Genomic DNA, 12,657 nt, shown 5'->3' with positions numbered 1-12,657 from the left:
TCACCGCTTTACCAAGCTCCACTTGGTCACCACCGCCTCGCTCATCTGTCCCGCATCCTGGGCGCAGGCGATCTCGTCGACCTTGACCGCGATCTGCTTGCCGAGCAGGCCCTTGAGCTGCGAGGCCTGCGCCGTGTTCGCGGTAACGAGCTGGAACGTCTCCGGTCCGGTCTCGAGATTGCACAGCCCGCTCGGCGGCGGCAGGCGGCGCGGCTCGCTGGTGATCTGATAGGCGGCGGAGGGCTGGCCCGATTTGGCGCCTTTCAGCTTCAGCGCCGTCAGCTCGCCCGACAGCACGTCACCGGCATTGAGCGGACGCCCCGCCTTCTGCGGTGCCTCGCTTTGCTGCGCCAGCACCGACGGCGCCGAGAGTGCCGCCAGAATCGCGCCCAAAGCCAGCCGTTTGCCGAATCCGCGTTTCGTCATCAATTCACTTCCGTCTGTGCTTAGAACAAGGTCCGCTGCCGCATCGCGGCCGAGAGCGTGCCTTCGTCGAGATAGTCGAGCTCGCCGCCGACCGGCACGCCATGCGCCAGCCGCGTGACCTTGACGTTCGCCTCCTGCAGGAGGTCGGTGATGTAGTGCGCCGTGGTCTGGCCGTCGACCGTCGCGTTCAGAGCGAGGATGATCTCCTGCACCTCCGGCGCATGCGCGCGCTGCACCAGCGCGTCGATGGTGAGATCCTGCGGACCGACTCCGTCGAGCGGCGACAAGGTGCCGCCGAGCACGTGATAGCGGCCGTTCGAGGCCTTGGCGCGCTCCAGCGCCCAGAGGTCGGCGACATCGGCGACGACGACGATCATCGCGGGATCGCGCCGCGGATCGGTGCACACCGTGCAGGGATTCTGCGTATCGATGTTGCCGCAGGTCTTGCAGACCTGGATGCGATCGATCGCGACCTGCAGCGCCGAGGCAAGCGGCACCATCAGCGCCTCGCGCTTCTTGATGAGATGCAGGGCGGCGCGCCGCGCCGAACGCGGCCCGAGGCCGGGCAGGCGCGCGAGCAGCTGGATCAGGCGTTCGATCTCAGGACCAGCGACGGCCATCAGTTCACGAATGTCATCAGGTCAACTAACCAAAACCGAAGCCTGGCGGCAGGCCGAGCTTGCCGGTGATGGCCTGCATCTTCTCCTGCATCGCGGCTTCCGCCTTGCGCCGCGCATCGCCATGCGCGGTGACCAGCAGGTCCTCCAGGATCTCGGCCTCCTCCGGCTTGAGCAGCGACGGATCGATCTTGATGCTCTTCACGTCCATCTTGGCGGTCATGCGCACGGCAACCAGACCGCCGCCCGAGATGCCCTCGACCTCGACGTTGCCGAGTTCCTCCTGCATCTCCTGCATCTTCGTCTGCAGCTGCGCCGCCTGTTTCATCATGCCGAGAAAGTCAGCCATCGGAGCACCTCATCATCAGCCATCTTGTTGAGCATGATCTCCGCGCAAACGCCTTTGGCGTTTGTCGCGAGGAATACCGGTTTCCACTTTTTCCGGATCATGCTCTAGAAATCATCATCGTCGGACTCGTCGGGCGGCTCGACAGCACTGGCGTCCGATTCGGGCGGCTCGGGGGCGAGCCGGCGCACTTCGACCACCTTGGTGCCCGGGAACCGCGCCAGGATCTCCTGTACGCGCGGATCGGCCTCCGCCGCCGCCTCTCGCTCGCTCTTGGCGCGCAGGTTCTGCTCGCGCAAGGTCGCCTGACCCGGCTCGTTGGAAACGATCACCGTCCAGCGCCGGCCGGTCCAGTCTTCCAGCTTGCGGCCGAGGTCCGAGACAAGCGAGCGCTGCGCCGTCCGTTCCAGCGCGATCTCCAGCCGTCCCTCTTCGAAGCGGACCAGCCGCACGTCCATCTCCAGCGCGCTCTTGGTGATCAGGTCACGATTCTTGCCGGCCAGCGCGACGAGTTCCTGAAAGCTCGCGATGCGTAGCGCGGGCTGGTCCTGTGTTGCCGGCGCCGGCTGTGACGACATCGCCTGCGGGCGCATCGAGCCGCCGACTGCGGCGAGCGTCGGGCCTTGCGCGCGCGGCGCCTGCATCGGCGCCGACGTCATCACAGGCGGCGTTCCCGCGCTCATGGTGGATGCCGGCGCAGCACGCGCTCCGCCGCCGTTCGTGACAACGGGAGATCCGCCGCCGTTCTGGTCGATCATCCGAATGGCTTCGTCGGGCGTCGGCAGATCGGCCGCGTAGGCAATCCGTACCAGCACCATTTCCGCGGCGGCGGCCGGGCGCGTCGCGCCTTGGGTCTCGGCGATGCCCTTGAGCAGCATCTGCCACATCCGCGACAGCACCCGCATCGACAGCTTGGTGGCGAAGTCGCGCGCGCGCAGCCGCTCGGTCTCGCTGAAGGCGACGTTGTCGGCCGTGGCCGGCACGACCTTCACCCGGGTGACGAAGTTCACGAACTCGGCCAGATCCGACAGCACGACCACGGGGTCGGCGCCGACGTCATATTGCTCGCGGAATTCCTTGAAGGCGGCAGCGATGTCGCCGCTGGCGAGATGGTGGAACAGGTCGATCACGCGGGTGCGGTCGGCGAGGCCCAGCATCTGACGGACATCGTCGGCTCGGACTTCGCCGGCGCTGTGCGCGATCGCCTGATCGAGCAGCGACAACGAATCGCGCACCGAGCCTTCGGCGGCGCGCGCGATGATGCCGAGCGCCTCGGGCTCGATCGTCACGCCTTCCTTGGTCGCGATGCCCGAAAGATGCTTCATCAGCACGTCGGCCTCGACGCGGCGCAGATCGAAGCGCTGGCAGCGCGACAGCACCGTCACCGGCACTTTGCGGATCTCGGTGGTCGCAAACACGAACTTGGCGTGCTCCGGCGGCTCCTCCAAGGTCTTCAGGAAGGCGTTGAACGCCGCTGTCGACAGCATGTGGACTTCGTCGATGATGTAGACCTTGTAGCGCGCGCTGGCCGGCGCATAGCGGACGCTGTCATTGATCTGGCGGACGTCATCGACGCCGGTGTGGGACGCCGCGTCCATCTCGAGGATGTCCATGTGCCGGCTTTCCATGATCGCCTGGCAATGGGTGCCGAGCACCGGCATATGGATGGTCGGCCCCTTCACCGAGCCGTCCGGCAGCTCGTAATTCAATGCGCGGGCGAGAATGCGGGCGGTGGTCGTCTTGCCGACGCCGCGGACGCCGGTCAGAATCCAGGCCTGCGGAATCCGGCCGGTCTCGAACGCGTTCGAGACGGTGCGCACCACGGCCTCCTGGCCGATCAGATCTGCGAAGCTGGAGGGGCGGTATTTGCGCGCCAGCACCCGGTAGGGCTTGGCGGGAGCGTCGGCGCTGTCAGGCGGAACAGGTGGGGCGCCAGCGTCGGTCATCGAGCGATCCGCAAGTGAGCATTCCAGGCCGGCATCGATCGCGATCGTCGACGCAATCAGCCGGAGCGCGGTCGAGCGCCCGCCCTGCGCGGGGTCCCCGCCATCTTTGCGCGATTCGCTCGAGAAAACAGGTAGGAGACTGACGAGCGACCCGATCCGGACCTCGTTAGGGCTGCTTCCTTCCGGACCTGACCCGGTTGGCGAGTGGCTCGTCCACCGCCAATCTCCCGCTGCCTATTTGGGGCCAAATGGTCCGGAAAGCAAGCGCGAGCTTCGCCGGCCTAGTCTACCGCCCCGCGGGCTTGTGCCGCAGCTCGGAAAGGCTTTAGGTGCCCGCGAGCTCCCCACCTGACCATCCGCCAGGAACCGCCGCATGCCCGAATCAGCCTGGTCGCTGCATCCGCAACTTGCGAAGGATACGATCGACATTGGCGACCTGCCGCTGTCCCGCGTGCTGGTGATCAAGGACGCGAACTATCCTTGGCTGCTGTTGGTGCCGCGGCGCGAGGGCGCGGTCGAGATCATCGATCTCGACGAGGTCGCGCAGGCGCAGCTGATGACCGAGATCACGCGGGCGTCACGCGCGCTCAAAGAGATCACCAAATGCGACAAGCTCAACGTCGCCGCGCTCGGCAACATGGTGCCCCAGTTGCACGTCCACATCATCGCGCGACGCACGAGTGACGTGGCCTGGCCGCGACCGGTGTGGGGCGCCGCGCCCGCTGTGCCCCACGATGCGCAGGAGGTGCAGCAGTTCATCAGCGCTATCAGGCGCAAGATCTGGCTAGGGTGAGAGATGTCGCCATTCGACTTGTTTCCGTTGGGCAAGCCGGCCTTCGTCGGCCATCCGATCGATCGCGCCGCCCATCTGCGCTTCCATGACGACAAGCTGATCGCCTTTGAAAGCAAGCCGTCGACGCGGGCCTATGTCGTGCATCGCGATTCGCTGGTGCTGAAGCGCGAGGGCGACAAGCTGCGCGCGCTGCTGTCGATCGACGAGGCGCTGAAGTTCGGTGCCAATCCGGGAACGATCTTCCTCGGGCTGCAGGACGAAGCGGCGGTGTTCGGCATGGGCATCTCGCCGGCGGCCGTCGAGAAGCTCGCCGGGCGCGACGATGTGGCGGTCACCGAGCTGCGCGGGGTGGCGATGCAGGGCGCGATCCCGGTCGACCAGTTGGCGACGATCGCGATGGCGAAGTCCCTGGTATCATGGCATCAGCGCCACGGCTTCTGCGCCAATTGCGGCGCCAAGACCGCGATGCGCGAGGGCGGCTGGAAGCGCGAATGCCCGAGCTGCAAGACGGAGCATTTCCCGCGCACCGATCCGGTCGTGATCTCGCTGGTCGCCTCGGGCGACAAGTGCCTGCTCGGGCGGCAGAAGCAGTTTCCGGCCGGCATGTATTCCTGCCTCGCCGGCTTCGTCGAGGCGGCTGAGACGATCGAGGACGCCGTCCGGCGCGAGGTGTTCGAAGAATCGGGCATTCGCTGTACCGACGTGACTTATTACATGACCCAGCCTTGGCCCTATCCGTCGTCGTTGATGATCGGTTGCAGCGCCCGAGCGCTCAACGAAGACATCGTCATCGACCGCACCGAGCTCGAGGACGTGCGCTGGTTCAGCCGCGACGAGGCCCGGCAGATGCTACTGCGGCAGCATCCGGATGGCTTGGCGGGACCGCATCCGTTCGCCATTGCTCATCATCTGGTCGGCCGCTGGCTGAAGGAGAACGACGAGCGGTAACAGGAAACCAGCCCGGCCCTCTGCGGAAACGGCCAGACCCGGCCGCAAAGGGCTGAACGGCCGATCCTTGCCTTGGAACGATTTTCTCTATATGAGGGTTTTATAGCCTTCCTATGGAACAAGTTTCTCCATGACCGATGTCGCCGCCCAAGGCTCCGAGGCCAATCGCCGGCTCGATGCCATTGACCGCAAGATTCTGATGGTCCTGCAGGAGGACGCATCGCTCTCCGTCGCCGAGATCGGCGATCGGGTCGGATTGTCGTCGACACCGTGCTGGAAGCGCATCCAGCGGCTGGAGGCCGATGGCGTGATCCTGCGCCGGGTGGCCCTGGTCGATCAGAACAAGATCGGGCTCGGCATCTCCGTGTTCGTGTCGGTGGAGAGTGCCGACCATTCCGAGGCCTGGCTGCGCAAATTCGCCGAGGCGGTCAGCTCGATGCCGGAGGTGATGGAGTTTTACCGGATGGCCGGCGACGTCGACTACATGCTGCGCGTCGTCGTTGCGGACATGCAGAGCTACGATGTCTTCTACAAGAAGCTGATCAGCGCGGTGCCCCTGAAGAACGTCACCTCGCGCTTCGCCATGGAGAAGATCAAGTCGGTCACGGCGCTGCCGGTGCCGCCGGTCTGAGCCGAGCATTCCGGGCCGCTTGGACGTTGCAGCGCCGGCGTCCCGAACTCCAGTCGTCATCCCTAACGAACGTTTACCGGAAGTTATTCCCATCCCTCTATTCTTGGATGTGATGACGTCCGGTGCAACCATACCTCAGTCTTCGCGCCCGTGGCTCAATGCCACGGCGCTTCTGATCGCGAGCTTTGTCGCGGTCGCAGCGCTGTCACTCCAAGTGCGCGCGGGGAGCGAAATCGTGGCCGTCGCTTTCCCACCTTGGTGGAGCGCGCAACACGCGATGCTCGCTGCGGCCTCGGCTGACGCCGCGCTCGTGCGCACAACGACCATTTCATCGCTGCTGGTCGTTCGTCCCGGCGAACACGACGGCTCGGCGCGGCTGCGCGAGGCCGGAGCCTGGCTCATCATCGATCCGCAGGCGGTCTCCGCCTGCCTTGCAAAATGATCTCTTTGGGGGAATCGGAAATGAACGTCGAGACCAGCGATCTGGCAACCCTCCGGCACACGACCAGCAAGCTTCTGCTGGCGGTACTCTGGGTTCACGTTCCGCTCTCCCTCATCATCGGGCTGTCGCGCGGCGACTGGCTGATGCCGACCATGCTCATGGTCGTCATGGCGGTGGTGGCGACCCTTTCCTGGCGCAGCGCCGGCGACACCTTGTCGACCCAGCTCACGGTCGCGGTCGCCGTCATGGGCGGTGTATCCGTGCTTGTCTACCAGATGTCCGGACATGCCTGGCAGATCGACATGCACATGTATTTCTTCGCCGCGCTCGCCTGTCTGGTCGCATATTGCGACTACCGGCCGATCCTGGCCGGCACCGTCGCCGTCGCGCTTCACCATCTGGTCCTGAACTTCGTCTTTCCTGCAGCGATCTACCCGGGCGGCGCTGATTTCGGCCGCGTTGTGCTGCATGCGGTCATCCTGCTGATCGAGGCCGGTGTTCTCATCGCCCTTGCGCTCAAGCTGACGCAGTTGTTCGAAACCAGCGCGCGCAAGACCGCGGAAGCCGAATCGGCGATCGCTGCCGAGGCGCGCGCCACCGCCGAGCGGTTCGAGGCCGAGCAACGCGTCAAGCAGCAGGCTGATCTTGCCCGTCGCGAGCTTGCGGAAGGCTTCGAGCGCAAGATCGGCGGCATCGTCGAGGCGGTGGCCGTCGCCGCCAACGAGATGCAGAGCCTGTCCTCGTCGATGAGCCGGAGCAGCGCGGAGTCCTCGCGCCAGACGTCGGCCGCGGCCGGCGCCTCGCAACAGGCGTCGACCAATGTCGAGACGGTCGCTGCCGCAACGGAAGAGCTGACTGCGTCGATCAACAGTATCTCACAGCAGGTGACGCGGTCGGCGGAGATCGCCGCGAAAGCGGCGGACGAAGCTCGCCGCACCAACACCGTGGTCGCGAGCCTGGCTGCCGGCACTCAGAAGATCGGCGAGGTGGTGACGCTGATCCAGACGATCGCCAGCCAGACCAACCTGCTGGCGCTGAACGCCACCATTGAGGCGGCGCGCGCCGGCGAGCACGGCAAGGGCTTTGCCGTCGTGGCAAGCGAGGTCAAGGCACTCGCCAACCAGACCGCGAAGGCCACCGAGGAAATTTCCAGCCAGGTGCAGAGCATCCAGAGCGCAACGGGTGACGCCGTCTCCGCCATCCAGGCGATCGGGGGAACGATTGCCGAGATCGACGACATCTCCAAGGAGATCGCCACCGCGGTCGAGCAGCAGGGCCTCGCCACCGGAGAAATTTCCGGCAACGTGCAGCAGGCGGCCGAAGGCACGCGGCTGGTCAGCCAAAGCATGGGCAGCGTGACCCGTGCCTCCGACGAGACCGGCAGCGCCGCCTCGCGCCTGCTGGAGTCCGCGACCGGACTCACCTCGCAATCGACCCGGCTCAAATCCGAGGTCGATCAGTTCCTGAGCTCCCTGAGGGCCGCTTGATCCCATCGAGTAGGATGGGATCAGCGCCCTAGCGCGACATCATCGACGCGGCCTCAGATCGTCTGGTTGTAGGCGCCGACTTCGGGATGCGTCCGCAGCACCTCGTTGACCGCCTCGAACATGTCGTGCATGCGCTGCTCGGACACCGGGCTTTCGACCACCACCACGAGCTCGGGCTTGTTGGATGACGCTCGCACCAGACCCCAGCTGCCGTCCTCGACGGTGACGCGGACGCCGTTGACGGTGACGAGATCGCGGATCTTCTGCCCCGCCACCTTGCCGCCCTGCTGCTGCAGCGCCTGGAAGTGCTTCACGACAGCGTCGGCGACGCCGTATTTGACCTCGTCGCCACAATGCGGCGACATGGTCGGCGACGACCAGGTCTTTGGCAGCGCGTTCTTCAGGTCGGCCATCGACTTGCCCGGCGCCCGGTCGAGCATCTCGCAGATCGCGATCGCCGAGACCAGACCGTCGTCATAGCCTCGCCCGAACGGGCGGTTGAAGAAGAAGTGGCCCGACTTCTCGAAGCCGGCGAGCGCACCGAGCTCGTTGGTGCGGCGCTTCATGTAGGAATGGCCGGTCTTCCAGTAGGCGGTCTTCGCGCCCTGCGCCTGCAGCACCGGATCGGTCATGAACAGGCCGGTTGACTTCACGTCGACGACGAACTGCGCGTCCTTGTGGATCGCCGACATGTCGCGCGCCAGCATCACGCCGACCTTGTCGGCGAAGATCTCCTCGCCGGTATTGTCGACCACGCCGCAGCGATCGCCGTCGCCATCGAAGCCGAGGCCGACATCGGCCTCGTGCGCGAGCACGGCATCGCGGATGGCGTGCAGCATCTCCATGTCTTCGGGATTGGGATTGTATTTCGGGAAGGTGTGATCGAGCTCGGTGTCGAGCGGGACAACCTCGCAGCCGATCGCCTCCAGCACCTGCGGCGCGAACGCGCCCGCGGTGCCGTTGCCGCAGGCCGCGACCACCTTCAGCCTGCGCTTCAGCTTGGGACGGCTGGTGAGGTCGGCGATGTAGCGCGCCGGATAATTCTCATGGAACTGATAGGAGCCGCCGCTGCCATTCTTGAACGCGGCCTCGAGCACGATCTCCTTGAGCCGGGTCATCTCTTCGGGGCCGAAGGTGAGCGGGCGGTTGGCCCCCATCTTCACGCCGGTCCAGCCGTTGTCGTTGTGCGAGGCGGTCACCATGGCGACGCAGGGCACGTCGAGATCGAACTGGGCGAAATAGGCCATCGGCGTCACGGCAAGGCCGATGTCATGCACCTTGCAGCCGGCGGCCATCAGGCCCGAGATCAGGGCGTATTTGATCGAGGCGGAGTAGCCGCGGAAATCGTGCCCGGTCACGATCTCCTGCTTGACGCCGCGTTCGGCGATCAGCGCGCCCAGCCCCATGCCGAGCGCCTGCACCCCCATCAGATTGATCTCCTTGTTGAACAGCCAGCGCGCGTCATACTCGCGGAAGCCCGTCGGCTTCACCATCGGCTCGGATTCGAAGGCGTAGGTATTGGGAACCAGGACGGGCTTGGGTTTCGGAAACATCTGGAGACGGCCTCGGCAATATCACATCAATGGAAGAAGGCATTCGTGCTTAGCACGACGTCAGACAACAGTGTCAGAAGGCAGAGGAATGCAGGCAACAATCGGGCAGGACCGCTCGAGTAGGCCACCCGACGAACTATTCAATGACTGCGACTCGGGATCGGCCTGCCTGCCGGTATGTGGGGGCCGGTGACGCGCGAAACAACATTCCGCTTCGGTGCAGCCTACTGCTCCAGCACCATCTGGCCGTTGGCGTAGGCGAAACGCTTCAGCTTGGACAGGAACGACAGGCCAAGCAGATTCTCCGACAGCGCCGTATCGGGCAGCACCAGGGCATCGACGTCACGCACGGTGAGCTCGCCGAGCTCGACCATCGCAAGCCTGGCCCGGGCGGCCTTCACGGTGCCGTTGGCCGTGGTGACGGTGGCGGTGTAGTCGCCGCGCGCCGGACGCAGGCCGAAACGGGCGGCCGAGCTCTCGTTCAGCGCGACCATCGAGGCGCCGGTATCGACCATGAAGCTGATGCGCTGGCCGTCGATGCGGCCGTCGGCGCGGAAGTGACCGCGGCGGTCGGTCGGAATGCTCAGGCTGCGCTGGCCCGCAGCAGACGGTTCCGCCGTGGCAACCCGCGCGGACGGCGTCGCGGATGCCGACGCGGGGGTCAGGCGATCGGCCAGTTGCGCCATGAAGGTGCCGAGACCGACGAGAACGGCCGCGAAGATCATTATGTTACGCATGACGCAAACGCCCGACTTTACCCCGCAACCGATTTGACCATCAAAGCCGCTGACGGGCGACTGCGAACGACCGGCTGCCGCCGCCATTTTGGCGAAAACGATGAGTGAAGCGTTAACGACAACGACGGCGGCGGTACAATTTGCATGAGCTACGTCCCCCGCGGCTTGGCCCGCCGGGTCGGCTCGGCATGGGCCGGATCGTCGGGCCAAGGATGGCGCGGATAGCGGCCGCGCAGGTCGGTGCGGACCGCGGCATAGGAACCGCGCCAGAAGCCGGGCAGATCGCGCGTCACCTGCACCGGCCGCTGCGCCGGCGACAGCAGCTCCAGCACCAGGGGCACCGCGCCGCGCGCGATCGAGGGATGGACGTTCAGGCCGAACAGCTCCTGCAGCCGCACCGCGATGGTGGGCCCCTGCTCGGCCTCGTAGTCGATCGCCAGCATGGTGCCGGTCGGCGCCTCGAAATGCGTCGGCGCCTCCCGGTCGAGCCGGGCGCGGAGATCCCAGGGCAGCAGCGCCATCACGGCGTCGGAGACGTCGCCGGGCGATATGTCCTTGAGCGAGGTCTTGTCGGCGAGCAGCGGCACCAGCCAGTCCTCGCGCCGCTCGGCCAGGCCCGCCTCCGACAGGTCCGGCCAACTGTCGCCTTCCGCCTTGCGCAGGAAGGTGACGCGGTCACGCCACTGCCTGGCGGCCTTCGACCAGGGCAGCCGGTCGAGCCCGGCCGCGCAGATCCCTTCCGCGAAGATGCGCGCGGTCTCCTCCGACGGCGTCAGCGCGACTGGCGCATCCGCCATGGTGATCGCATGCAGCTTGCGCCGGCGGCGCGCCCGCAACGCCATCGCGTTTTGATCGAAGCTGACCTCGTCTCTCGCTTCGATATGTGCAGCAAAATGCCGCTCGATATCCTCGATCGCCAGCGGCGCCGCCAGCAGGATGCGGCCGCTGGCCGCCGTTCCCGTCAGCTCACCGACCGCGATATACGGCACGCGCGCCAGCGACGAGGCGGGGTCGACGGCGGCGCCGCGGCCATTGGCGAGCACGAAGCTGCCATTGCCGCGATTGCGCGCGACCCGGTCGGGAAAGGCGAAGGCGAGCATCAGGCCGGTGGAGATGTCCGCGTCTCCGGCGCGGGCGGACGCGGACGACACCTGCTGCGCCCACCGCCGCGCAAGGTCGCGGGCACTTTGCGCGCGCGGCGAGCGGTCGCGGCGGAACTGATCGAGCCGCACCTCGAGATCAACGCTGTCGCCGCCCAGCCCGCGCTCGGTCAGGATGGCGGCGATGTCGGCGGCCTGCGCCGCCGCGCCGTGGTCGGCGGCATCGACGATCATCCGCGCCAGCCGCGGCGGCAGCGCCAGCGCCCGCAGCCGCCGGCCCTCGTTGGTCAGCCTGCCATCGGCATCGAGCGCATCGAGCTCGCGCAGCAGGTCCCTTGCCTCCTTCCAAGCCGGTTGCGGCGGCGGATCGAGGAAGCTCAGCGCGGAGGGGTCATTGACACCCCATTGCGCCAGGTCGAGCACCAGCGAGGACAGGTCGGCGCTGAGGATTTCCGGCTGCGTATAGGCCGCCAGCGAGGCCGTCTGCGGCTCGTCCCATAGCCGGTAGCAGACGCCAGGCTCGGTGCGGCCGGCGCGGCCGCGGCGCTGATCGACAGCGGCGCGCGAAGCCCGCACCGTCTCCAGCCTGGTGAGGCCGATGTCCGGCTCGTAGCGCGGCACCCGGGCGAGACCGGAATCGACCACGATGCGGACGCCTTCGATGGTCAGCGAAGTCTCGGCAATCGAGGTCGCCAGCACCACCTTGCGCTGCCCTTTCGGGGCGGGCGAGATCGCGCGGTCCTGGACGGCGGAATCGAGTGCGCCGAACAGCGGCACGATCTCAACGCTGGCATCATGAACGCGCTCGGCGAGCATGGTCTGGGTACGCCGGATCTCGGCCGCGCCCGGCAGGAACGCCAGCACCGAGCCGGCATCGGCGCGCAGCGCGCTGGCGATGGTCTCGGCCATCTGGCGCTCGACCGGCGCATCCGGCTTGCGGCCGACATAACGGGTCTCGACCGGATAGGCGCGGCCCTCGCTCTCGACCACCGGCGCATTGCCGAGCAGTCTGGCGACGCGGGCGCCGTCGAGCGTCGCCGACATCACGAGGATACGGAGATCCTCGCGCAGCCCCTGCTGCGCATCGCGCGCCAATGCGAGGCCGAGATCGGCGTCGAGCGAGCGCTCGTGGAATTCGTCGAACAGCACGGCAGCGACGCCGGTCAGTTCGGGATCATCGAGGATCTGCCGGGTGAAGATGCCCTCGGTGACGACCTCGATGCGGGTCGCGCGCGAGACCTTCGAGCCGAACCGCACGCGATAGCCGACGGTGTCGCCTACGCGCTCGCCGAGCGACTTCGCCATCCGCTCGGCGCTGGCGCGGGCCGCGATCCGGCGGGGCTCCAGCACGATGATCTTCTTAGTCCCGACCCACGGCGCATCACGCAAGGCCAGCGGCACCCGCGTGGTCTTGCCGGCGCCGGGCGGCGCCACCAGCACGGCGGTGTTGCTGCGTTCGAGCGCGCCGGACAGTTCGTCCAGCACGGCATCGATGGGCAGCGGTGTGTCGAAGCGAAAGGGCAATAGCAGTAACCCGTCATCACCCGCGAAGGCGGATGATCCAGTAAGCGCAAATCTCGCGGATCACGAAGATCGGGCGTACTGGATACCCCGCCTGCGCAGGGTATGAC

At 66.6% G+C, this 12,657-nt stretch carries 12 protein-coding genes and 1 other RNA gene; 5 read left to right on the top strand and 8 right to left on the bottom strand.

Annotated features, from left to right (window positions below; genetic code table 11):
• The 5 genes from QX094_RS15050 to ffs all read right to left on the bottom strand — a co-directional run bounded on the left by QX094_RS15050 (nt 1) and on the right by ffs (nt 3,563).
• A complete protein-coding gene (locus QX094_RS15050; RefSeq protein ID WP_315715350.1) occupies nt 1–426 on the bottom strand; it encodes a hypothetical protein in 426 nt (141 codons plus the stop codon).
• A gap of 20 nt (nt 427–446) precedes the next feature.
• On the bottom strand, nt 447–1,046 hold the full coding sequence (gene recR, locus QX094_RS15045) for a recombination mediator RecR (protein WP_315715349.1): 600 nt from the start codon (nt 1,044–1,046) through the stop codon (nt 447–449).
• 25 nt (nt 1,047–1,071) lie between these two features.
• Complete coding sequence (locus QX094_RS15040) at nt 1,072–1,392, bottom strand: YbaB/EbfC family nucleoid-associated protein (protein ID WP_315715348.1); 321 nt, start codon at nt 1,390–1,392, stop codon at nt 1,072–1,074.
• A 104-nt stretch (nt 1,393–1,496) separates the two neighbouring features.
• Nucleotides 1,497–3,335: a DNA polymerase III subunit gamma/tau gene (locus QX094_RS15035; RefSeq protein WP_316169602.1), complete on the bottom strand. Its 1,839-nt coding sequence runs from the start codon at nt 3,333–3,335 to the stop codon at nt 1,497–1,499.
• A gap of 131 nt (nt 3,336–3,466) precedes the next feature.
• An RNA gene (gene ffs, locus QX094_RS15030) (signal recognition particle sRNA small type) lies at nt 3,467–3,563 on the bottom strand.
• A 145-nt stretch (nt 3,564–3,708) separates the two neighbouring features.
• Between ffs and QX094_RS15025 the strand changes: the two genes are divergently transcribed.
• The 5 genes from QX094_RS15025 to QX094_RS15005 all read left to right on the top strand — a co-directional run bounded on the left by QX094_RS15025 (nt 3,709) and on the right by QX094_RS15005 (nt 7,636).
• Nucleotides 3,709–4,128: an HIT family protein gene (locus QX094_RS15025; RefSeq protein WP_315752213.1), complete on the top strand. Its 420-nt coding sequence runs from the start codon at nt 3,709–3,711 to the stop codon at nt 4,126–4,128.
• Nucleotides 4,129–4,131: 3 nt separating this feature from the next.
• Nucleotides 4,132–5,076: an NAD(+) diphosphatase gene (gene nudC / locus QX094_RS15020; protein WP_316174527.1), complete on the top strand. Its 945-nt coding sequence runs from the start codon at nt 4,132–4,134 to the stop codon at nt 5,074–5,076.
• A gap of 130 nt (nt 5,077–5,206) precedes the next feature.
• Nucleotides 5,207–5,707, top strand: a complete 501-nt coding sequence (locus QX094_RS15015) for an Lrp/AsnC family transcriptional regulator (protein WP_315715344.1) — start codon at nt 5,207–5,209, stop codon at nt 5,705–5,707.
• A 112-nt stretch (nt 5,708–5,819) separates the two neighbouring features.
• Nucleotides 5,820–6,149, top strand: a complete 330-nt coding sequence (locus QX094_RS15010) for a hypothetical protein (RefSeq protein ID WP_315752316.1) — start codon at nt 5,820–5,822, stop codon at nt 6,147–6,149.
• Between the two features lie 20 nt (nt 6,150–6,169).
• On the top strand, nt 6,170–7,636 hold the full coding sequence (locus QX094_RS15005) for a methyl-accepting chemotaxis protein (protein WP_316167266.1): 1,467 nt from the start codon (nt 6,170–6,172) through the stop codon (nt 7,634–7,636).
• A gap of 53 nt (nt 7,637–7,689) precedes the next feature.
• Here QX094_RS15005 and QX094_RS15000 read toward each other — a convergent pair whose 3' ends face one another.
• From QX094_RS15000 to hrpB, 3 genes are all read right to left on the bottom strand, one after another.
• Nucleotides 7,690–9,189, bottom strand: a complete 1,500-nt coding sequence (locus tag QX094_RS15000) for a phosphomannomutase/phosphoglucomutase (protein ID WP_315825862.1) — start codon at nt 9,187–9,189, stop codon at nt 7,690–7,692.
• 224 nt (nt 9,190–9,413) lie between these two features.
• Nucleotides 9,414–9,914, bottom strand: a complete 501-nt coding sequence (locus tag QX094_RS14995) for a TIGR02281 family clan AA aspartic protease (protein ID WP_315799204.1) — start codon at nt 9,912–9,914, stop codon at nt 9,414–9,416.
• A 161-nt stretch (nt 9,915–10,075) separates the two neighbouring features.
• On the bottom strand, nt 10,076–12,550 hold the full coding sequence (hrpB, locus tag QX094_RS14990; protein ID WP_315825861.1) for an ATP-dependent helicase HrpB: 2,475 nt from the start codon (nt 12,548–12,550) through the stop codon (nt 10,076–10,078).
• Nucleotides 12,551–12,657 lie beyond the last annotated feature (107 nt).

This window comes from Bradyrhizobium sp. SZCCHNS1050, assembly GCF_032484785.1.
GTDB lineage: Bacteria > Pseudomonadota > Alphaproteobacteria > Rhizobiales > Xanthobacteraceae > Bradyrhizobium.
This window is presented reverse-complemented; position numbering and strand designations above follow the sequence as displayed.